The sequence below is a fragment of the Nocardiopsis oceani genome (assembly GCF_054777395.1).
Map to the genome: position 1 here is coordinate 50,328 of NZ_BAAHAR010000007.1, position 19,994 is coordinate 70,321.

The following is a 19,994-nucleotide window of genomic DNA, read 5'->3' on the forward strand; positions in this document are numbered from 1 at the left end:
CTCAGGTGCACCGCTGCCCGGACAGGGCAAGCGCCACACCCGCTTGCCCGACCGATACCGATCCTTTGCCGTGGCGGTTTCCGTTCAGGACCCCGGTGGCCGTGCCACGGGGACGGACCCTGTTTCGCACCAGGGAGTCAGACCTCCACTCGGTTGCGGGAACGCCCGCTGTGCTGTGCCCCGGGCCCGAGGAGGCCGACGGCCAGGGCACCCAGGGCCAGTCCGGCGGCGCTCAACAGCAGGGGCGTGATGCCCGTCGCCTCGACGACGGCGCCGCCGAGGAAGGCGCCGAGAGCGATCGCGCCGGTGAATACTCCGACGTAGAGGCCGGTGATGTGCTCGACACGCTCCGGCACGGTACGGGACATCCAGATCTGACCCGCCACGGACACCCCGCCGTAGGCCAGCCCCCACAGGGCGACGGCGATCCCGGCGACCCCCGGTAGGCCACCAAGCAGGGCCAGGAGCGCCACTGCCGTGCCGATGCCGACGGCCAGGCCGAGAACGGTAGCGCGGGCGCGGCGAGCGGCCAGAGCACCCGCCGCGAAGTTTCCCACCAGGCCGAAGAGGCCGTACACCAGCAGGAAGAGGACGGTGGTGTTGGGGGTGAGCCCGGTGCGGTCCTCGAGGACGGGTCGCACGTATGTGTAAGCGGCGAAGTGCGCGGTGACGAGGAGGACGACTACCGTCAGACCGGTGACCACCGTGCGGCTGAGCAGGGACCGGCCGCTCGAGGCGGCGGACGCGGACGCGGGGCGGGACAGGCGGGGCAGCACCGCCAGCAGGCCGACGGCCAGGACCACCGCGCTCACGGACAGAGTGGCGAAGGCGGTGCGCCAGCCGAAGGCGTTCCCGATCACCGTGCCCAGGGGCACACCTGCTACCGAAGCCGCCGCGACCCCGCTGACGGCGAACGACACCGCCAGCGCGGCGTTGCGGGACTCCACGAGACGGATCGCGACCGCGGCGGCCAGCCCCCCACACCGCACCCATCCCGACACCCAGGATCACGCGGGAGACGACGAGGAGCCCGAACTCCTGGGAAGCGGCGGTGAGCGCGTTGCCGACGGCCAGGACCAGCATCGCCGACGCGAGTACAACGCGCCGGTCGAGGCGGCCGAGCACCCTGGGGGTCACCGGGGCCGTCACCGCCGCAACCAGACCGGTGATGGTGAGGCTGGAACCGGCCGCACCCCGGGAGATGTCCAGGCCCTCGGCCATCGGGGTGAGCACACCGACCGGCAGCATCTCCGAGGTCACGACCACGAAGGTGCTCAGGGACAACACAGCGACTGCCACCCACTGAAAAGGGGTGGTGGTACGCGCTGGACCGGTGTCTGCGACCGCGGACGCTTCAGAGGATCTCATGGACCCCAGCCAAGAGCCTGCGGAGGATGCGAACAACAGTGATCCACTCAGGGATCGTTGAGCTAGGCTGCACGATATGGGGAGCATGAACCAGGTACATGTCCAGCAGATCGAGTGCCTGATCGTGCTGTCCGAGGAACTGCACTTCGGCCGAACCGCCGCGCGCCTAGGCCTCTCCCCGAGCAGGGTCAGCCAGCTGGTCACCGGGCTCGAATGCCGCGTCGGGGTGCGCCTCGTGCAGCGCACCAGTCGGCGCGTGTCCCTGAGCCGGTTCGGCGCCCAGTTCGTCGACGAGGTACGGCCCGCCTACGAGTCCCTGACCGCGGCTTTCACCCAGGCCCGGGACCGGGCTATGCGCGGCGCCCTGCGCGAGTTGCGGATCGGTTTCCACGGCAGTGTCTACGAAGAGGTGGCCGAGGCCTTCCGCCGCCTACGTGCACGTCACGAGGTGACCGTCTCGTTGAGTGAGATCCCGCTCGGCTCCCCGTTCTCCGCGGTGTTGGACGGCCGTCTCGACGCCGCCGTGGTCGAGCTCCCGGTTCATGAGCGTCCGCTGACCGTCGGGTACCGGTTCCCTCCGCAGGACCGGTTGCTCGCTGTCTCCGCCGCCCACCCCCTCGCCGGGCGCGGCCGCGTGCACGTCGAGGAGCTGGCCGAGCTCGACCTCCTCCACCCGAGCGGGGACGCGCCCGACTACTGGAAGGCCGCCCGCCTGCCGCCCGCCACCCCGGCGGGTGTGCCGATCCGCTCCAGCGCGGGGATCACCACCGTCCAGGAAGGGCTGGCCCTGGTGTCCGCGGGTGAGCACGCGATGCTCGTGTGCCGGCCGCTGGCCGAACACACCACCCGCGCGGATCTGCGCTATCTGGGGATCGAGGGCATGCACGAACCGTCGCAGTTGGGCCTGATCTGGCGCACCGCGGACACCACCCCGCAGCTGACCACCCTCGCCCAGCTCCTGGCGGAGGGGTACACGCGAGGGGAGCAGGGAGTGGCCGAGACTTTGCCGCCGGAGTCCGGTCGGCCTCTCCCTGCGGTCGCCGACCGCGCCTAGGTCGGCCCCTTCTTCGGAGGGCCGTTCGCCTGCTCCCTTCTCGTGAAGCCGGGGAGCGGCTGGGAGTATGCGGGGCATGGACATTCTGAGCAGCCGCGTCCTCTTGCGGCCCACCGACCTCCTCCGCAGCCGGGACTTCTACCGCGACGTACTGGGGCTCGCCGTACACCGCGAGTTCGGCGACCCCGAGGCGCCGGGAACGGTCTTCTTCCTGGGCAACGGGCTGCTGGAGGTCGCCGGGACATCCGAGCCGTCCGGGGTGCCCCCGCTCTCGCTCTGGGTGCAGGTGCGCGACGTCGAGGCCGAGTACGCCCGCGTGACAGCGTCCGGGGCCACCGGCCTGCGGGAGCCGAAGCAGGAGTTCTGGGGGCTGGTCGAGGCCTGGATCGCCGACCCCGACGGGGTGCGGATCGTGCTCGTCCAGATCCCCGACGACCACCCCCTGCGCCGCGACCAGCGCACTTTCTGAGCCCTTCGCGCAACCCCGGGCGGTTCAGGGGGAGGGGGAGGCCTCCGGTGCGGGCAGGTCCGCGTGCGCGGCCAGCAGGCGGCCGGCGTGGTTGACGTGGTCGCTCATGGCGCTCCGCGCGGCTTCGGGGTCGCGGGCCCGCAGCGCGTTCAGAACGGCGAAGTGGTCGTGCTGTGTCGCGTCGGGCCACCCGCCCACGCGGTGGTAGTAGCGCAGCGGCACGTACCGCGTGGCGGTCCTGAGGAACCAGGTCAGCTTCGTGGTGGCCGCGGCCCGGTTGATGGTGCGGTGGAACTCGTGGTTGAGGCGCTCGACCGTGGTCAGGTCGTCACGGTCGAGTGCGTCGACGAGCTCGGCTTGGAGGGCGTCGAGCTGGTCGATCTGCTCGTCGGTGAGCAGCGGGGTCGCGCGCGCCGCCAGTTCCCCCGCGATCTGTGCCTGGACCCAGAACAGGTCCAAGAGGTCCTGTTCGGAGAGCGGGGCGACCGTGAAGCCCCGTCGGGGCTCGAGGGTCAGCAGCCCTTCGCCCCGTAGGGCGACGAGCCCCTCGCGTACCGGTGTCACGCTCATGCCGAGCTCCTCGGCGAGCCGCTCGACCCGCACGAACTCACCGGCGCGCAGTTGCCCCGTGAGGACGAGCTCGCGCACGTGAGCCGCCACTTCGTCGCTGAGCTGGGGTCGGGCCATCGGGTTGCTCCTGTCGGGTGCCGCTCTGCAGGTACCGTTGCTGATGTCTTAAGTAAACATCAGCATTCCGTGCGTTTCAGCACGCAAGGTCCGTGACGGTGTCACCACAACCGGGGTTGGGTGTCCTGACGACGGTGCCGGAGCTTCTGTCCGCTTGCGCGGCCTTGCGCCACCGGCCCGCCCCGCACCCGCCGAACGGCGGGTGCGGGTGGTGCGGGTCTTACGGTCGGCTCCACGGGCCTTCAGAGCCCTCGCTCCCCGGTCTCCGGCCACTCCGGTACCGGTACTGCTCACCTGTGCCGCCAGGGCGGCGAGGTTGCGTGCTGCGTTGGACGCCCGCCGCAGGCTGGGCAGCGACCAGGACCGCCACGGGGTGCGCTCAGACTCAGCAACCCCGTAGGAGGCCTCGGCTGCGCGCTGGCCCCAGTTGGCCAGGACGTGGTTGCGTGCCCAGTTGAAGGCCGTCCGGGCCCCTCCGCAGTGCGAGCGCAGCCGTTGCTCGGTCTCGGACCCCGGGTCCAGAGCGAAGGTGAAGGCCTGGACTACGTGCCCGGGGCAGGGCTCGAACTCCCGCTTCTTCTTGCCTTCAGGCTGCTGGTCGGCTTGGTGTGGGGCGGTCTCGGCCACGGGTCCCACCCCCTCCCGGTGTCTCGTTCACACGTTCGAGAAAGACGTTGGCGGGACGGGCGGGCCCGTGTGAGGAGAGTCAGCGAACTCCCCTGATTCTTTCTCCGGCGCGAACCGGTCCGAGTTCCTGGCTCTTCAACGGTGGCCCGCGGTCGTCGTGATCTCTGTTGACAAAAGCGGAGAGTTGCTGATGAAACCCGGAACAGCTCACAACCCCCTGAATCTACCCTCTCCATGGATAATGCATTATATTTTCTATGGCGTGGAAGGCGCGCCCCAACGAAAGCGTGAAGGAGGCGTGGTGGTCGAACACGGACACGACCAACCGCTGGCCGGTTTGAGGATCGTGGAACTGTCCAGCTTCGTGGCGACGCCGCTGTGCGGCCTGGCGCTCGCGCAGCTCGGGGCCGAGGTGATCCGGGTAGAACCGCTCGGGGGTGCCCCGGACCGCGGCCGGTGGCCGCTGAGCGAACAGGGGACCAGCCTCTACTGGACGGGGCTGAACCGCGGCAAGAAGGCGGTCGAGGTCGACCTGTCCCAGCCTGAGGGCCGACGCCTGGTGGCCGAACTCGTCGCTGGTGGCGGCGAGGACGGGGGAATCGTCGTCAGCAACTCCGAACGCCACACTGACCTGGGCTTCGAAGCCCTGAGCCGACTACGCCCCGACCTCATCCACGTCCAACTGGTGGGCAGGCGCGACGGCGGCACGGCTGTCGACTACACGGTCCAGGCGAGCACCGGGTTCCCCCTGGCGTCCGGTCCCGACGACCACGAGGGTCCGGTGAACAGCACCGTTCCCACCTGGGACCTGGCCGCGGGCCTGTACCTGGCCAACGGGCTGCTCGCCGCCGAACGCCACCGATCCAGAACCGGTCGGGGCCGCAGGATCCGGGTCGCTCTCGAGGACGTCGCCCTGGCCACCGCCGGCACACTCGGGCACCTGGCCGAGGCACAGCTGCGCCCCGATTCCGCCCGTACCCCGGACGGCAACCATGTCTACGGGTCCTTCGGACGCGACTTCCAGAGCGCTGACGGCGAGCGGTTCATGGTGGTCGCCCTGACCCCGCGGCACTGGTCCGACCTGGTAAAGGTGACCGGCCTCCGTGAGGTGGTCGGCGCGCTGGAGCACAGCCTCGGCACCGACCTCTCCGACGAGGGGGCGCGCTACACGCACCGCGACGAGCTCGCCGGGCTCATCGCCGGGTGGTTCGCCCGTCACCCGGCCGACCGGGTCCGAGAGGCCCTCGGCGCGACCAGGGTCCTGTGGTCGACCTACCGCAGCTTCGCCCGGATCGCGGAGAACGGGGCCGAAACCCTGCGCGAACACCCCCTGTTCCACCTGGCCGAACAGCCGGGCGTCGGCGCCCACTACGCCCCCGGAGGGCCGGTTGCCGTGGACGGCGCGAACGCCCGCCCCGGCCCGGCACCCCGGGTCGGTGAGCACACCGGCGCCGTGCTCGGCGGAGCACTCGGGCTCGCCGAGGACGATCTGAAGGGCTTGGTGGAGCGCGGGGTCGTGCGGGGCACGGGCGCCGACCCCGCGCCCTGAACGCCCGAACGAGCATCGCACGGAAGACGGGAAACGGATCATGAACGGACTCTCAGCGGACGAACAGGACATGGTGGACGTGGTCGCCACGTTCGTCGACCAACGGGTGCGGCACCGGGTCAGGGACTTCGAGCCGACCGACACCTACCCCGAGGAGTTCATCGAGGAGATGAAGAAGCTCGGGATCTTCGGGCTCCTGGTGCCCGAGGAACACGGCGGGGTCGAGGTGAGCGCCGCGTGCTTCGCGCGGATCACCGAAGAGCTGGCCAGGGGCTGGATGAGCCTCGCCGGTGCCATGGGCGGCCACTCGGTGATCAGCTACCTCATCCGCGAGTTCGGCACCCCCGAGCAGCGCGAGCGCTACCTCCCCGGTATGGCCGACGGCTCCGTCCGCGCCACCATGGCCCTCACGGAACCCTCCGGGGGCAGCGACCTGCAGGCCATGCGCACCCAAGCGCTGGCCGACGGAGAGGCCTACGTCGTCGACGGATCCAAGACATGGATCTCCAACGCCCAGCACGCGGGGCTGATCGGCCTGCTGTGCGTCACCGACCCCGGAGCCGAGCCCGCCCACCGGGGCATGAGCGTCCTGCTGGTCGAGCCGGGGGAGGGGATGACCGTCTCCGGCAAGATCCCCAAGCTCGGCTACCGCGGTGTCGAGGCCTGCGAGGTGACCTTCGACCGGATGCGGGTTCCGGCCGACGCGGTCCTGGGCGGGGAGCCGAACCGGGGCTGGGGCCACATGATGCGGGGCCTGGAGGTCGGCCGTATCCAGGTGGCGGCACGGGCGGTCGGTGTGGCCCAAGCGGCCCTGACCGACGCCGTCTCCTACGCCCAGGACCGGGAGTCGTTCGGGAAGCCGATCTGGAAGCACCAGTCGGTCGGCAACCTGCTCGCCGACATGGCCACGAAGGTGCGTGCCGCCAGGCTCATGACCGTCGATGCCGCCGAGCTCCTGGACGGGGGCGAGCGCACGGACATGGAGGCCGGTATGGCCAAACTGTTCGCCTCCGAGACCGCGATGGAGGTGGCGCTGGACGCCATGCGGGTGCACGGCGGTTACGGCTACTCCCGTGAGTACGAGGTCGAACGGTACTTCCGGGACGCGCCGCTGATGATCCTGGGTGAGGGAACCAACGAGATCCAGCGCAACGTGATCGCCGCGCAGCTCGTCGCCCGGGACGCGGCGGGTTAGGCGGCCGTGCGGACGAGCCGACGCGGGGCGAGCCCGGGCGGCACACCCTACGTCGGCTCGTCCGCGGTCGAGTGCTCGACCGGCGGCGCCGCTGGAGGCCCCAGCAACAGGCCGAACGAGACCAGCACGAGCACCACCGGCCCCGCGTAGACGACGAACAGGTTCCCCAAGGGAAAACTGAGCGCGACCCAGGCGTATCCGCTGGCCAGGCCGGAGAAACGCACCATGTTGTGGATGCCCAGGGCTGTGCCGTGCGTGGCGGCGGTCGAACGCATGACGCCGAGCGCGGCGCTGCTCTGCACCGCGCCGATGGCCGATCCCACGACCACCAGGACCGTGACCGTCACCGCCACCACCGCGACCCGGTAGTCGGCCGTACTCACCGCGCCCAGAGCCAGCAGTCCCAGGCCGAGCGCCGCGAGCCCTCCCCGGAGGACCGCCCGCGGAGAGTGCCGCGCACCGATCCAGGACGACACGGGTGCGAACAACGTCATCGACACTGCCAGGGAGAGCGTGATCAGTGCGATCACCTCCGGGCCCATCCCGAAGTCGCGGCCCAGGTGGAGCGGGGTAGCGACGACCACGACCCCCAGACACGTCATCACCGTGCCCGCTGCGGCGGTGCTGCGCAGGTACCGGCGCTCGACCAGCAGGCGGAGGTCGACCAGGGCCGCCGGACTGTAGTGGGCGAGCAGTGCGTGTGCGCACAGCGCGACCACACCGCAGCCGACGAGCCCCAGTCCGACGGCCAGGCCGCCCTGCTGTCCCGCCCAGGTGAACGCGCCCACCAGCGAGCCCACCCCGACGATCAGGGTGACCATGCCCGTGGCGTGCATCGGCGGGCGCCCGGAGGGGGCGGCGGGCACCAACCTCGCGATCAGCACCATGACGGCCAGGCTGATCAGCGCGTGGGCCCCGAAGACCGCCCGCCACCCGAACAGGTCGGCGATCAGTCCGCCCAACGGTAGCCCCAAAGCCTGGCCGACACCGATCGCCGAGGCCCAGGCAGCCATCAGCCGTGCCCGTTGCCGGGGCCAGAAGTAGGCGAGCGTCTGCTGCACCGCGGGTGGTGTGGCAGAACAGGCGATCCCCTGGAACGCGCGCATCAGGACCAGGAACCACAGCTCCTGGCTGGAGGCGGCACCGATCTGGGCCAGCACCATCAGCGCGAGGGAGGACGTGAGGACGAGCCGGGGGCCCAGCCGCTCGCACATCCAACCGGCCACCGGTGAGAACAGCACCATCGCCAGCGTGAAGGCGCTGACGGCGAAGACGATGCCGCTCGGCGACGCTCCCAGGGCGGAGGCGATGACGTTGATCGGTGCGCTGATGATGGTGCTGGTCAGGGTGCCCAGGGTCGAGCTGGCCAACAGCACGACGTAGGCCATGCGCCTGGGCTCGGCAGGGCCACGGGGCGCGGCTTCCCCCGGGACGGTCACTCTCCTTGGCTCGTCGCGGCCCCGGCTTCGAGCTCCCGCCCGGTCGGCTTCTCGGCGGGGATCGGGGCACCGGTCAGCCGGACCACCAGGGCGAGCACGGCGGCCACCGCCAGTCCCACCAGGGCGCTGACCACGCCGGGGGTCAGGATCACCAGCCCTGCGGCCAGGGCGACCACGCGGGCCAGGGGGGTCAGGGTCCGTTCCGCCCCGACCAGGTACCCCTCGAAGGCGCAGCCCATGACGACGACCCCGATGACGGCGAACAGCACGGCGACACCGACGTCGGTCGCGTCGGCCCGCCCCACCAGCGCGGGGTTGAGGACGAAGCAGAACGGGACGACGTACTTGACCGCGCCCAACCGCATCGCCGTCAGGCTCGTGGCTATCGGTTTCGTCCCGGCGATCCCCGCGGCGGCGAAGGCGGCCAGCGCCACCGGCGGGGTGATGTAGGAGACCGTGGCCCAGTAGATGACGAACAGGTGCGCCGCGATCGGATCGATGCCCAGGGACACTAGGGCCGGAGCCAAGACGATGGCGAGCAGGACGTACACCGCGGAGACCGTCATCCCCATCCCCAGGACGAAGGACGTGACGGCACCGGCGATGAGGACGAGTGCCACCGAGCCGCCCATAGCGTGCACCATCTCGCGGGCCAGGGAGAGTGAGACACCGGTCATCGACAGGCCGCCGATGATCAGGCCGACACCGGCGATGATCCCGACGATCTCGGCGATCGTGCGCCCCGCACCGTAGAAGAGGTCGGCGACCTGGCGCCCGCGGAGCGGGTCACGGGGCCGCAGCAGCGAGTACAGCAGCAGGCCGGTGACGATGATGAACGGGGCCTGCGCCTCGCGGTGGTAGTACACCAACAGGAGGAGGAGACCGGCGATCGCGAGCAGGTAGGGCCACCCCTGGACCAGCACGGGAGCGAGCCGGGGCAGTTGGGCGCGAGGGAGGCCGTGCAGGCGGTGCTTGGCCGCGTAGGCGTCCACCTGGGTGTAGATGCCGAGGAAGAACAGCAGGGCCGGGATGGCGGCGGCCAGGGCGATCTCCGCGTAGGGCACGCCCACGAAGGACACCATCAGGAAAGCCGCGGTGCCCATGATCGGCGGGGTGATGGAGCCGCCGGAGGAAGCGGTGGCCTCGACGCCCGCGGCGTACTTGCCGGAGAACCCGGAGCGCTTCATGGCCGGGATGGTCATCGGCCCGGTGGTGAGCACGTTGGACACCGCGCTGCCGCTCATCATGCCGAGCGTCGCGGAACTCGCCACCGAGACCTTGGCCGACCCGCCTCGGGTGGTGCCGAAGACCGACTGCGCGAAGTTGTAGAAGAACGCGGCGCCGCCGGTGTGCTGGAGGACCACACCGAAGAGCAGGAACCCGATGAGGATGCTTCCGGCGGTCTGCAGGGGGAGGCCGAGGACGGACTCCACACCCATGGCGTGCATCTGCGCGAGCCCGACGAAGTCGTACTGGATACCCTCGAGGATCCCGACCGGGATCCCGCCCGCGATCAGCGGATACAGGGAGAAGGCGGTGGCGATGCCCGTGACGATGATTCCCGCGGTGCGCCGAAGCGCCTCGAGCACGAGCACCCACTGCGCGTAGCTCAGCAGTACGGTCAGGCTGGGAGCGACGTAGTCCCACCCTTCGGTGAGGATGCGCTCGCCGTGGAGTCCGAAGTACACGTTGACGCCCAGGACTGCTGCGGCGAGGGCTGCGTCGTAGGCGGGCACGCCCGTGCGGCCGTGCCTCTTGCTCACCGGGAAGGCGATGAAGACGATCGGGAGGAACGCCGCGAGGACGAAGTAGAGGAACTCGTTGACGAGCAGCGTTCGCCCGAACGGGTTCCAGTAGAAGACCTGGCTGAGGGTCAGGGCGATGCCGGCCGCGGTGAGCGCGATGACGACGCCGCGCCAAGGGCCGTTGCACCGCGCGGTGGCCGGAGGAGCGGCCGCGCCCTCGGTGCGCTCGTGGCCGGGGGAGTCGGAGGTGGCGGGGGACCCCGCGCTGCCGGGGGACGGCGGGGCGGAGGGTGGTGCGCTCGCAGGGCGCGGGAGGTCGCTCATCGTTCCTCGCTCTCGTTGGCGGTGTCCTCTGCCTCGGTGCCGCCCTGCTGTTCCTCTTCGGGGACGGGTTCGGGGACGGGTACGTCGGCCTTCACCTCGGGCCAGGACTCGCGCCGGTTGTCGTCGCCGGCCACCTCGGGCCAGCGTTCGCGCAGCGTTTCGCCGCGTTCGATGAGTTCCCCGTTGAGGCGTTCGGCGTCCCCGGTCCACGCGCCCTCCTCCTCGAGGAAGCGGACCAGGCCCTCGTGGAAGGGCACCTGTTTGGGAGCGGTGAGGACCTCGTCCTCGGACCAGTACGGGACCGTCGCCGTGGAGCCCTCGTAGTGTTCGAAGTTGTCGACGATGCTGCTGATCGCTTGGCGGACGATCTCCGGGTCCGTGTCGGCGTAGGTGACGACGGGAACCGCGTAGAGCATGCCGTTGTCGGTCTCGCCCTCCTCCTGGCCGGGGGCGCCGCCGAACTCGCCGATCTCGACCGAGGGGGAGATGGACGTGACCTGCCCGACGCTCTCCGGGGAGGTGTCGTCCATGCTGAGCCAGCGGACGGGGAAGGCCGACTCGAGTTCGTAGAGGGACGAGCCGTAGACCTGCTGGAAGAGGACGTCGAGCATGCCGGACTGCAGGGCGCCGGGCTGATCCCCGTAACCGACCTCGACGGGGTTGACGTCGTCCCAGGTCAGTCCCGCGTAGGCCAAGTAGGCCTCGAGTTTGTTGTTCACCGACGGGTTGGCGGTGATGTAGGGGAAGTCGGAGCCGCGCAGGTCCTCGAGGGTTTCGATGTCGGAGTCGTCCGGCACGAGGAGGCCGTGGGGCGCGACGGGTGCCCAGACGACGCGGACGTCCTGGGGTCCCCACAGTTCGGTGGTGAAGTCCTCATCTCCCTCGAAGGAGAAGATGTACTCGTCACCGGTCCGTGAGAAGTGGGCCGGGCCTTCGCGCAGGGGTGCGAGCCGCCCGATGCCCGTGTCGGAGGTGATGATCCGTACGGGGGTGTCCTCGTGCGTGGTGATGGCGTCGGCCACCGCTGCGACGTCGGCATAGGTCGAGGTGCCGGTGCCGTAGGTACTCCAGACCATCTGCCGGAGCTGGCCGTCCTCGTCCAGCTCGGAGGCGGTGGCACAGCCGTTGGCCGCGAGTGTGGCCGAGAGGACGATGGCCGCGGCGCTTCGCCACGTGCGAGCGGCGGGCTGGTGCATGATGGATCCTCCCAGGCATCGACTCAGGTGAACCCCTGTGTCTTGGGTCACTCTGCCTGCGAGGTCACGCGCATTTCCAATACTTTGTCATGGGACAACTGATACCTGGATGGCATCAGTGGGCTTCCATGGATCGCTTGAGCGCAAAAAGTCGGGGGTGCGGAAGACCCTCAGGAAGGCTCCGCGTCGACCAGATGCTCGGGGGTGGGCAGGGCTTCCTCGGAGGCCAAGAGAACCTCGCGCAGGGCCGGGCTCACCTCGTGTCGGCGCCACGCCAGGCGGGCGAGCGAGGGTTCGAGGGGCTCCTCGATCCGCACGGGGCGGATCCGCTCCTGGGGGACGTTGGCGATCACGTTGTCGGTGGTGAAGGTCAGCCCCACCCCCGCACCCACCAGTGCCATCACGGTCCACGAGTCCGAGGCGACCTGGACGATGTTCGGCGAGAACCCCGCCTCGTAGGAGGTGCGGATGAAGGCGTCCCGCATGCTCGATCCGGGGTCGGCCGGCAGCGACACGAAGGGTTCGTCCCGGCACTCGGCGATGCTCACGACCTCGCGGTCGGCCAGCCTGTGCCCTTCGGGGACAGCCAGGACGTAGTGCTCCTCGACCACGATCCGGTGCGCGATCCCCGGCGGTTCCGCTCGCCAGCGGACGATCGCCAGGTCCAGGGCCCCGTCGATCACCGACCTGAGGGCCTCGTTGGCGTACGTGGTGCTCTGCAGCCGGAGTTCGATCCCGGGCCGCCGCTGTCGTACCAGCCGGCTCAGGTCGCCGACGAGCAGATGTGAGGACGGGCCCGCGAACCCCAGGCGCACCAGGCCCGTCTGCCCCTCCCCGGCGGCCCGGACCGCGCTGCGCGCCACCCGGCACCCCTCCATGACGTCGTTGGCGGGCTCGATGAGCGCCTGGCCCGCCGTGGTCAGCTGCACCGAACGGGTGGTGCGCACGAACAGCTGGGCCCCCAGGTCGCGTTCGAGCTGTTTGATGGTGCGGGTCAGCGGGGGCTGGGCCATGTGGAGACGTTCCGCGGCGCGGCCGAAGTGCAGTTCCTCGGCTACGGCGAGGAATGCTTCCAGATGGTGCAGGTTCATGGGCCGAACCTATGCCAAGGGAGTATCAATGGGCCATGGGCCGGGTATTGGACGCGCGGCGGTCCGGCTCGCGAAGCTGGGCGGTATGAACCACACCACGCCGCATCCCGACGTTTCAGGGCCCGCTGTCCTCGCCGAGGACCGGGGCCACGTCCGGATCCTCACGCTGAACCGGCCCGGGCGCCGCAACGCCCTGGACCTGGACGACCGAGGCGCGTTCCTGGCGGCCCTCGAGGAGGCCGACGCCGACCCCGGTGTGCGCGCCCTGGTCCTCACCGGCGCGCCGCCGGTCTTCAGTGCCGGAGGGGACATCTCCTCGATGTCGCCGGACCCAGAGGTCTCCCGGGTCAGGCTGGACCTGGTCAACCGGATCGCGCGCCAGATGCTCACCGCCGGTACGCCGGTCGTGGCCGCCGTGGAGGGTGGTGCCTACGGATTGGGCCTGTCCCTGTCGTGTGCCTGCGACACCGTGGTCGCCGGGCGCGGGGCGGACTTCGCCGCATCCTTCGCCCGGATCGGCCTGGTCGCCGATACCGGTCTCTTCCACAGTCTGCCCATGCGTGTGGGCGCTGCCCGGGCCCGCCAACTGCTGATGAACGCCCGCGCGGTTTCGGCTGAGGAGGCCGAGGGGATCGGCTTGGTCGACGAGGTGGTCGACGATGGTGCGGCCCTGGAGCGCGCCGTCGCGGTGGCCGGGCGCCTGGCCCGGTGGTCCGCACCGATGGTGGCCGCGACCCGGCGCATCCTGGCCCAGCCGGACCAGAGCCTGGACGCCCTGTTGGCGGCGGAGGCCGAGGCGCAGACGGAGCTGCTCGCCGGACCGGAGTTCGCTGAGGGGCGGGCCGCGTTCCTGGAGCGCCGCCGCGCGGATTTCGTCAACCCCTGAAGGGCCGGTGCCGGCGGCGTCCCCCGGCATCGGCACTCCTGCCTCATTTATTGATTTTGAGGTATTAATCAGTGGGTATTAGGTATTGGACACGTATGAGATTCCGCGGCCATCATCGGGACCATGAGTTCCGAGACAGAGGTCACCGCCGAAGACTTCACCGACGTCCACGCACAGGTGCGCGACTTCGTGCGCACGAAGGTCGTCCCGCGTGAGAACGAGATCCTGGCGACCGACGCCATCCCCGATGACCTCCGCCGGGCCGCCGCGGACATGGGCCTGTTCGGATACGCGATCCCCCAGCGCTGGGGCGGCCTCGGGCTGGACCTCGTGCAGGACGTCGAACTGGCGATGGAGTTCGGCTACACCTCCCTCGCGCTGCGGTCCCTGTTCGGTACCAACAACGGCATCGCCGGGCAGGTCCTGGTCAACTTCGGCACCGACACCCAGCGTGAACGCTGGCTGGCGGGGATCGCCTCCGGGGAGGTCATCGCCGCCTTCGCCCTCACCGAACCCGGTGCGGGCTCCAACCCGGCGGGCCTGCGCACAAAAGCCGCCAGGGAGGGATCAGAGTGGGTCATCGACGGCCAGAAGCGGTTCATCACCAACGCTCCGCTGGCCGACCTGTTCGTCGCGTTCGCCCGCACCGGTGAGCCCGGACCGCACGGCAACGGCATCGCGGTCTTCCTGGTCCCGGCCGACGCGCCCGGCGTGAACGTGGGGCCCAAGGACGCCAAGATGGGCCAGGAGGGCGCCTGGACCGCCGACGTCACCTTCGACTCCGTGCGGGTCGGCGAGGACGCACTGGTCGGCGGTGAGGAGAAGGTCGGCTACAAGGCCGCCATGAGCTCGCTCGCCAGGGGCCGCGTGCACATCGCCGCCCTCTCGGTCGGTACCGCCCAGCGCGCGCTCGACGAGTCCGTGTCCTACGCCGCGGCCAACACCCAGGGCGGCGTCCCCGTCGGCGAGCACCAACTGGTACAGGCGATGCTCGCCGACCAGTACACGGGTGTCTCGGCCGGGAGGGCACTCGCCCGCGACGCCGCCGCCAAGTACGTCAGCGGCGAGGACCGGCGCATCGCACCCTCCGTCGCCAAGCTCTACTGCACCGAGATGGTCGGCAGGGTCGCCGACCTGGCCGTCCAGGTGCACGGCGGGAGCGGCTACATGCGGGAGGTCCCGGTGGAACGCATCTACCGCGAGGTCCGCCTACTGCGCCTGTACGAGGGCACGAGCGAGATCCAGCGGCTCATCATCGGGGGCGGCCTGGTCCGCCAGGAAGGTGCGAAGCGCACGTGAGAGGCCGGGAACAGCGGGAAAAGAGCACAAGCGGGAACCTGCCACTGGAGGGCGTGGTGGTGGTGTCGCTCGAGCAGGCCGTCGCCGGCCCGATCGCGACCCGTCACCTCGCCGACCTCGGCGCCCGCGTGATCAAGTTGGAACGGCCGGAAGGGGGCGACTTCGCCCGAGACTACGACGACGCCGTCAACGGGCTCGCTTCGCACTTCGTGTGGCTGAACCGCTCCAAGGAGTCGGTCTGCGTCGACCTCAAGTCCGAGCACGGCCGCTCCGTCGCCCGCGCACTGATCGCCAAGGCCGACGTGTTCGTCCAGAACCTCGCTCCGGGGGCGACCGACCGTCTGGGCCTCGGCGCGCAGGCACTGCGTGAGGAGCACCCCGAGCTCGTGGTGGTCAACCTGTCCGGCTACGGCACCTCCGGCCCCAAGGCCGCGCGCAAGGCCTACGACATGCTCATCCAGGCCGAGTCCGGCATGGTCTCGGTGACCGGGACCCCGGAGACACCGACCAAGACCGGGGTCCCCAACGCCGACATCGCCGCGGGACTCTACACGGCGATGTCCGTGCTGTCGGCCCTGTTCCGGCGCGAGCGCTCCGGGGAGGGGGCCACGATCGAGGTCTCGATGTTCGACTCGGCCGTCGAGTGGATGGGCCACGCCATGTACATGCAGCTCTACGCGGAGCGGCAGGTCCCCCGCATGGGGCTGGGGCACGCGTCCGTCGCACCCTACGACGCCTACCCGACCAAGGACGGCGAGATCCTCATCGGGGTCCAGAACCACCGGGGGTGGCGTGCGCTGGTCGCGGACGTGTTCGGCCTATCCGAGTACGTCGAAGATCCCCGATTCCGGACCAACCTGCTGCGCGTGCGCAACCGGGAGGAGTGCGACGCGTTCGTGGCCGCCCAGACCAGCCTGTGGACCTCCGCCGCATTGGACGAACGACTGGCCGAGGCGGGCATCCCCGCGGCCCGGATCAACCAGGTCTCCGACCTCGTGGACCATCCCCAGCTCTCCGAGCGCGACCGGTGGCGCACCATCGGCACCGAGCGCGGAGGTGTCCGCGCCGTACTTCCGCCGATGACCTTCGGCGACGTCGAGATGCGCATGGACCCGGTGCCCGCGCTCGGAGCGCAGACCGATGCGGTTCTGCGCGAGCTCGGACTCGATCAGGAGGCGGTCGGTGAACCAGTGAACGCGACCCCGAGGAAGAGGACACCATGACCCTGTTGGAGGGCCGCACCGCGGTCGTCACCGGAGGAGCCCAGGGCATCGGCCTCGCCGTGGCACACGAGTTCGTCTCCCACGGAGCCCGGGTGGTCATCGGCGACGTCGACGCCGACCGCGCCGCCGAGGCCGTCGCCGAACTCGGCGGGCCGGATACGGCCCGCGCGGTCGCCTGCGATGTCACCCGCGCCGACCAGGTCGAGGCCGTGACCGCCCTGGCCGTCGAGCGGTTCGGCAGTCTGGACATCATGGTCAACAACGCGGGCATCACCCGCGACGCCACCATGCGCAAGATGACCGAGGACCAGTTCGACCAGGTCATCGCGGTGCACCTCAAGGGCTGCTGGAACGGCACCCGGTTGGCCGCGGCCGTCATGCGCGAACAGGGAAGCGGGTCGATCGTCAACATCTCCTCCCTGTCCGGCAAGGCCGGCATGGTCGGCCAGACCAACTACTCCGCCGCCAAGGCCGGAATCGTGGGCATGACCAAGGCGTCCGCGAAGGAACTCGCCCACCGCGGCGTCCGGGTCAACGCGATCCAGCCCGGACTGATCCGGTCGGCGATGACTGAAGCCATGCCCCAGAAGGCGTGGGACCAGAAGATGTCCGAGATCCCGATGGGCCGTCCCGGCGAACCCGCCGAGGTCGCCGCGGTCTGTACCTTCTACGCCTCCGACCTGTCCTCGTACATGACCGGCACGGTCTCCGAGGTCACCGGCGGACGGTTCATGTAAATGGCCACCGGTACGACCGCCGGCCCCGGCAAGGACCTCACCGACCCACCGCCACGAAAGGTGCGCCCCATGCGCGATGTCGTCATCTGCGAACCCGTCCGGACACCGATCGGCCGCTACGGCGGCGTCTTCAAGAACGTCACGGCGGTCGACCTCGGCGCTCAGGCCCTCCGGGGACTGTTGGAGCGTACCGGCCTCGATCCGGCAGAGGTCGACGACGTCATCCTGGGCCACTGCAACGGCAACAGCGAGGCACCGGCGATCGGCCGCGTCGTCGCGCTCGACGCGGGCCTGCCGGTCACCGTGCCCGGCCAGCACCTCGACCGACGCTGTGGATCCGGACTGCAGTCGGTTCTCAACGCCGTCATGGGTGTGCTCAGCGGAGCCCAGGACCTGGTGGTCGCCGGGGGAGTGGAGAGCATGAGCAACGCGGTGTTCTACTCGACCGACATGCGCTGGGGCGGGGCCAGGGGCGGCATCCGCGTCCACGACGGGCTCGTCCGAGCCCGCGAGACCGCTGGCGGTTCGCACTACCCCGTGCCCGGCGGCATGATCGAGACCGCAGAGACCCTGCGCGCGGAATACGGAATCCCCCGCTCTGAGCAGGACGAACTCGCCGTGGCGTCCCACGCCCGCGCCGTGGCCGCCCAGCACTCCGGCGTCTATGCCGAGGAGATCGTGCCGGTCGCGGTCCGCGGCCGCAAGGGGGACACCGTGGTCGACACCGACGAGCACCCGCGCGCCGACACCACCCTGGAGAGCCTGTCCGGGCTCAAGCCGATCATGGGCGCCCAAAACCCTGACGCGACGGTCACGGCGGGCAACGCCAGCGGTCAGAACGATGCCGCGGCCCTGTGCGTCGTCACCACCCGGGACAGGGCCGCGCACCTGGGGCTGCGGCCGCTGATCCGGCTGCGCACCTGGGCCGCGGCCGGTGTGGCACCCAAGGTGATGGGTATCGGCCCTGTGCCCGCTACAGCCCGCGCCCTCGAACAGGCCGGACTGGACCTGGCCGACATCGACGTCATCGAGCTCAACGAAGCCTTCGCGGCCCAGGCGCTCGCCGTGATGCGGGAGTGGAAGTTCACCGCCAAGGACCTGGAACGCACCAACGTCCACGGATCCGGGATCTCCCTGGGACACCCGGTGGGTGCCACCGGCACCCGCATGGTCGGCACGCTCGCCCGCGAACTCGACCGGAGCGGCGGACGGTACGGCCTCGCCACGATGTGCATCGGCGGCGGCCAAGGGCTGGCCGCCGTGTTCGAGGCGGTGGACACCCGATGACGCGGAAGATCACCGAGATCGCGGAGGTCCGCGCCCTGATCGGTACGGACCTCGACCCGGGCCCGTGGCTGACCGTCGACCAGGAGCGCGTGGACCGGTTCGCCGAGGCCACCGGCGACCACCAGTGGATCCACGTCGACCCCGAGCGCGCGGCGGCCGGACCCTACGGGGGCACCATCGCCCACGGCTGCCTCACCCTGTCGCTCGTCCCCGGGCTCGCCCTCCAGATCTACGAGCTAGCGGTCGGGTCCGCCCGGGTCAACTACGGGGTCGACGCCGTACGCTTTCCGCAACCGGTCCCGGTCGGCGGCCGTGTCCGGCTCGCCGCCCGCTTCCTGGAGCTGGCGGAACGGGGCGGATCCCACCGGCTGCGCACCCGGTTCACGATCGAGATCGAGGGGCGGGACAAACCCGCCTGCGTGGCCGAGGGCATCACCCTCCTCCTACCCTGAACGACCCCGCCAGTCCGCGACCACGTACCCCCGCGAATCCGCGACGCCGCCAACCCCGACCCGAAGGAGCGCCCGCGATGGGCCGTCTCGTCACCACTGAAGGACTGACCGAGGAGCAGCAGGAGATCCTCGGGGTCGTCCGGCAGTTCGTCGACCGGGAGATCCTGCCGGTCGCGACCGAGCTGGAGCACAAGGACGAGTACCCCACCGACATCGTGGAGGGGCTCAAGGAGCTGGGGATCTTCGGTCTGATGATCCCCGAGGAGTACGGAGGGCTCGGTGAGTCGCTCCTGACCTACGCGCTGGTCGTCGAGGAGATCTCCCGGGGCTGGATGAGCGTCTCCGGGGTCATCAACACCCACTTCATCGTGGCCTACATGGTGATGCGGCACGGCACCGAGGAGCAGAAGAGGGATCTCCTGCCGCGGATGGCCGCCGGTGACCTGCGCGGGGCCTTCTCGATGTCGGAGCCCGCGCTGGGATCGGACGTGTCGGCGATCTCCACCAAGGCGACCAGGCTCGACGACGGCGGGTACTCGATCACCGGCCAGAAGATGTGGCTCACCAACGGCGGATCCGCCAACCTCGTTGCGCTCCTGGTCAAGACCGACGAGGGCGCCGACTCCGTCTACCGGAACATGACCACGTTCCTGGTCGAGAAGGAGCCGGGCTTCGGCGAGACCGCCCAGGGGCTCACCGTCCCGGGCAAGATCGACAAGATGGGCTACAAGGGGGTCGACACCACCGAGCTCATCCTCGACGGGCACCGGATCGGCGCCGACCGGATCCTCGGCGGTACGCCGGGCCGGGGCTTCTACCAGATGATGGACGGGGTCGAGGTGGGCCGCGTCAACGTGGCGGCGCGGGCCGTCGGGGTGGCCAACCGGGCCTTCGAACTCGGTATCTCCTACGCGCAGCAGCGCGAGACCTTCGGCAAGGCGATCGCCGACCACCAGGCCGTGCTGTTCCGGATCGCGGAGATGGGCACCAAGGTGGAGGCCGGGCACGCCCTGGTCGTCAACGCTGCCCGCAAGAAGGACTCCGGTGAGCGCAACGACCTGGAGTCCGGCATGGCCAAGTACCTGGCGGCCGAGTACTGCCGCGACGTCGTGGAGGAGTCCTTCCGTATCCACGGCGGGTACGGGTACTCCAAGGAGTACGAGATCGAACGCCTGTACCGGGAGGCCCCGATGCTGCTCATCGGTGAGGGCACCGCGGACATCCAGCGCATGATCATCGGCCGCCGACTCCTGGAGGACTACCGGATCTAGCCGGTCAGAATTCTCTTCGAGGAGCCGGGACGCCCTGCCAGCACGGGTGTCCCGGCTCCTCTCGTGTGTGCGAACGCCCTCCGCGTCGCGCCGCG

The 19,994-nt window shown here is 70.2% G+C and carries 18 protein-coding genes and 1 pseudogene; 11 read left to right on the forward strand and 8 right to left on the reverse strand.

From position 1 onward, the window contains the following. Positions 1 to 137: 137 nt before the first annotated feature. Positions 138 to 989, reverse strand: coding sequence for an MFS transporter (locus tag ACYVDG_RS05335; RefSeq protein ID WP_460747186.1), 852 nt, complete (start codon positions 987 to 989; stop codon positions 138 to 140). 40 nt (positions 990 to 1,029) lie between these two features. After that, positions 1,030 to 1,455, reverse strand: a pseudogene (locus ACYVDG_RS05340) (hypothetical protein); the annotation flags it as partial. On the opposite strand from ACYVDG_RS05340, the gene ACYVDG_RS05345 reads away from it, so the two are divergent. Further along, positions 1,454 to 2,422: a LysR family transcriptional regulator gene (locus tag ACYVDG_RS05345; RefSeq protein ID WP_460747187.1), complete on the forward strand. Its 969-nt coding sequence runs from the start codon at positions 1,454 to 1,456 to the stop codon at positions 2,420 to 2,422. The pseudogene ACYVDG_RS05340 and the gene ACYVDG_RS05345 sit on opposite strands and share 2 nt — an antisense overlap. 76 nt (positions 2,423 to 2,498) lie before the next feature. Beyond that, on the forward strand, positions 2,499 to 2,891 hold the full coding sequence (locus ACYVDG_RS05350) for a VOC family protein (RefSeq protein ID WP_460747188.1): 393 nt from the start codon (positions 2,499 to 2,501) through the stop codon (positions 2,889 to 2,891). A 24-nt stretch (positions 2,892 to 2,915) separates the two neighbouring features. On the opposite strand, the gene ACYVDG_RS05355 is transcribed toward ACYVDG_RS05350, so the two are convergent. Both ACYVDG_RS05355 and ACYVDG_RS05360 read right to left on the reverse strand, forming a co-directional pair. Further along, on the reverse strand, positions 2,916 to 3,578 hold the full coding sequence (locus ACYVDG_RS05355) for a GntR family transcriptional regulator (RefSeq protein WP_460747189.1): 663 nt from the start codon (positions 3,576 to 3,578) through the stop codon (positions 2,916 to 2,918). A 48-nt stretch (positions 3,579 to 3,626) separates the two neighbouring features. Beyond that, positions 3,627 to 4,205: a hypothetical protein gene (locus tag ACYVDG_RS05360; protein WP_460747191.1), complete on the reverse strand. Its 579-nt coding sequence runs from the start codon at positions 4,203 to 4,205 to the stop codon at positions 3,627 to 3,629. A gap of 301 nt (positions 4,206 to 4,506) precedes the next feature. On the opposite strand from ACYVDG_RS05360, the gene ACYVDG_RS05365 reads away from it, so the two are divergent. Then, positions 4,507 to 5,754 (forward strand): CoA transferase, encoded by a 1,248-nt coding sequence (locus ACYVDG_RS05365; RefSeq protein ID WP_460747192.1) that lies wholly within the window; start codon positions 4,507 to 4,509, stop codon positions 5,752 to 5,754. 40 nt (positions 5,755 to 5,794) lie between these two features. Next, the gene (locus tag ACYVDG_RS05370) at positions 5,795 to 6,949 is read left to right on the forward strand and encodes an acyl-CoA dehydrogenase family protein (protein ID WP_460747193.1); all 1,155 of its coding nucleotides are present in this window, start codon (positions 5,795 to 5,797) and stop codon (positions 6,947 to 6,949) included. A gap of 47 nt (positions 6,950 to 6,996) precedes the next feature. On the opposite strand, the gene ACYVDG_RS05375 is transcribed toward ACYVDG_RS05370, so the two are convergent. The 4 genes from ACYVDG_RS05375 to ACYVDG_RS05390 all read right to left on the reverse strand — a co-directional run bounded on the left by ACYVDG_RS05375 (position 6,997) and on the right by ACYVDG_RS05390 (position 12,744). Beyond that, a complete protein-coding gene (locus tag ACYVDG_RS05375) occupies positions 6,997 to 8,337 on the reverse strand; it encodes an MFS transporter (RefSeq protein WP_460747194.1) in 1,341 nt (446 codons plus the stop codon). 47 nt (positions 8,338 to 8,384) lie between these two features. After that, the gene (locus ACYVDG_RS05380; RefSeq protein WP_460747195.1) at positions 8,385 to 10,457 is read right to left on the reverse strand and encodes a TRAP transporter permease; all 2,073 of its coding nucleotides are present in this window, start codon (positions 10,455 to 10,457) and stop codon (positions 8,385 to 8,387) included. Then, a complete protein-coding gene (locus ACYVDG_RS05385; RefSeq protein ID WP_460747197.1) occupies positions 10,454 to 11,653 on the reverse strand; it encodes a TAXI family TRAP transporter solute-binding subunit in 1,200 nt (399 codons plus the stop codon). Before ACYVDG_RS05385 ends, ACYVDG_RS05380 begins: the two co-directional genes overlap by 4 nt. Positions 11,654 to 11,823: 170 nt before the next feature. After that, positions 11,824 to 12,744 (reverse strand): LysR family transcriptional regulator, encoded by a 921-nt coding sequence (locus tag ACYVDG_RS05390; RefSeq protein WP_460747198.1) that lies wholly within the window; start codon positions 12,742 to 12,744, stop codon positions 11,824 to 11,826. Positions 12,745 to 12,829: 85 nt separating this feature from the next. On the opposite strand from ACYVDG_RS05390, the gene ACYVDG_RS05395 reads away from it, so the two are divergent. The 7 genes from ACYVDG_RS05395 to ACYVDG_RS05425 all read left to right on the forward strand — a co-directional run bounded on the left by ACYVDG_RS05395 (position 12,830) and on the right by ACYVDG_RS05425 (position 19,899). After that, positions 12,830 to 13,630 (forward strand): enoyl-CoA hydratase/isomerase family protein, encoded by an 801-nt coding sequence (locus ACYVDG_RS05395; protein ID WP_460747199.1) that lies wholly within the window; start codon positions 12,830 to 12,832, stop codon positions 13,628 to 13,630. A gap of 123 nt (positions 13,631 to 13,753) precedes the next feature. Beyond that, on the forward strand, positions 13,754 to 14,929 hold the full coding sequence (locus tag ACYVDG_RS05400) for an acyl-CoA dehydrogenase family protein (RefSeq protein WP_460747201.1): 1,176 nt from the start codon (positions 13,754 to 13,756) through the stop codon (positions 14,927 to 14,929). After that, on the forward strand, positions 14,926 to 16,152 hold the full coding sequence (locus tag ACYVDG_RS05405) for a CaiB/BaiF CoA transferase family protein (protein ID WP_460747202.1): 1,227 nt from the start codon (positions 14,926 to 14,928) through the stop codon (positions 16,150 to 16,152). The genes ACYVDG_RS05400 and ACYVDG_RS05405 overlap by 4 nt, the downstream gene beginning before the upstream one ends. Beyond that, positions 16,149 to 16,889 (forward strand): 3-oxoacyl-ACP reductase FabG, encoded by a 741-nt coding sequence (fabG, locus tag ACYVDG_RS05410; protein ID WP_460747204.1) that lies wholly within the window; start codon positions 16,149 to 16,151, stop codon positions 16,887 to 16,889. Before ACYVDG_RS05405 ends, fabG begins: the two co-directional genes overlap by 4 nt. A 69-nt stretch (positions 16,890 to 16,958) precedes the next feature. After that, positions 16,959 to 18,176 (forward strand): acetyl-CoA C-acetyltransferase, encoded by a 1,218-nt coding sequence (locus tag ACYVDG_RS05415; protein WP_460747205.1) that lies wholly within the window; start codon positions 16,959 to 16,961, stop codon positions 18,174 to 18,176. Then, complete coding sequence (locus ACYVDG_RS05420) at positions 18,173 to 18,628, forward strand: MaoC family dehydratase (protein ID WP_460747207.1); 456 nt, start codon at positions 18,173 to 18,175, stop codon at positions 18,626 to 18,628. Before ACYVDG_RS05415 ends, ACYVDG_RS05420 begins: the two co-directional genes overlap by 4 nt. 77 nt (positions 18,629 to 18,705) lie before the next feature. Continuing rightward, the gene (locus tag ACYVDG_RS05425; protein ID WP_460747208.1) at positions 18,706 to 19,899 is read left to right on the forward strand and encodes an acyl-CoA dehydrogenase family protein; all 1,194 of its coding nucleotides are present in this window, start codon (positions 18,706 to 18,708) and stop codon (positions 19,897 to 19,899) included. Positions 19,900 to 19,994 lie beyond the last annotated feature (95 nt).

Bases quoted from the DNA above. Each gene is read 5' to 3' on its own strand.
- ACYVDG_RS05370 (WP_460747193.1), top strand. From the start codon at position 5,795: ATGAACGGACTCTCAGCGGACGAACAGGACATGGTGGACGTGGTCGCC.
- ACYVDG_RS05415 (WP_460747205.1), top strand. From the start codon at position 16,959: ATGCGCGATGTCGTCATCTGCGAACCCGTCCGGACACCGATCGGCCGC.
- fabG (WP_460747204.1), top strand. From the start codon at position 16,149: ATGACCCTGTTGGAGGGCCGCACCGCGGTCGTCACCGGAGGAGCCCAG.
- ACYVDG_RS05345 (WP_460747187.1), top strand. From the start codon at position 1,454: ATGAACCAGGTACATGTCCAGCAGATCGAGTGCCTGATCGTGCTGTCC.
- ACYVDG_RS05385 (WP_460747197.1), bottom strand. From the start codon at position 11,653: ATGCACCAGCCCGCCGCTCGCACGTGGCGAAGCGCCGCGGCCATCGTC.
- ACYVDG_RS05395 (WP_460747199.1), top strand. From the start codon at position 12,830: ATGAACCACACCACGCCGCATCCCGACGTTTCAGGGCCCGCTGTCCTC.
- ACYVDG_RS05425 (WP_460747208.1), top strand. From the start codon at position 18,706: ATGGGCCGTCTCGTCACCACTGAAGGACTGACCGAGGAGCAGCAGGAG.
- ACYVDG_RS05375 (WP_460747194.1), bottom strand. From the start codon at position 8,337: ATGGCCTACGTCGTGCTGTTGGCCAGCTCGACCCTGGGCACCCTGACC.
- ACYVDG_RS05355 (WP_460747189.1), bottom strand. From the start codon at position 3,578: ATGGCCCGACCCCAGCTCAGCGACGAAGTGGCGGCTCACGTGCGCGAG.
- ACYVDG_RS05350 (WP_460747188.1), top strand. From the start codon at position 2,499: ATGGACATTCTGAGCAGCCGCGTCCTCTTGCGGCCCACCGACCTCCTC.
- ACYVDG_RS05380 (WP_460747195.1), bottom strand. From the start codon at position 10,457: ATGAGCGACCTCCCGCGCCCTGCGAGCGCACCACCCTCCGCCCCGCCG.
- ACYVDG_RS05400 (WP_460747201.1), top strand. From the start codon at position 13,754: ATGAGTTCCGAGACAGAGGTCACCGCCGAAGACTTCACCGACGTCCAC.
- ACYVDG_RS05390 (WP_460747198.1), bottom strand. From the start codon at position 12,744: ATGAACCTGCACCATCTGGAAGCATTCCTCGCCGTAGCCGAGGAACTG.
- ACYVDG_RS05420 (WP_460747207.1), top strand. From the start codon at position 18,173: ATGACGCGGAAGATCACCGAGATCGCGGAGGTCCGCGCCCTGATCGGT.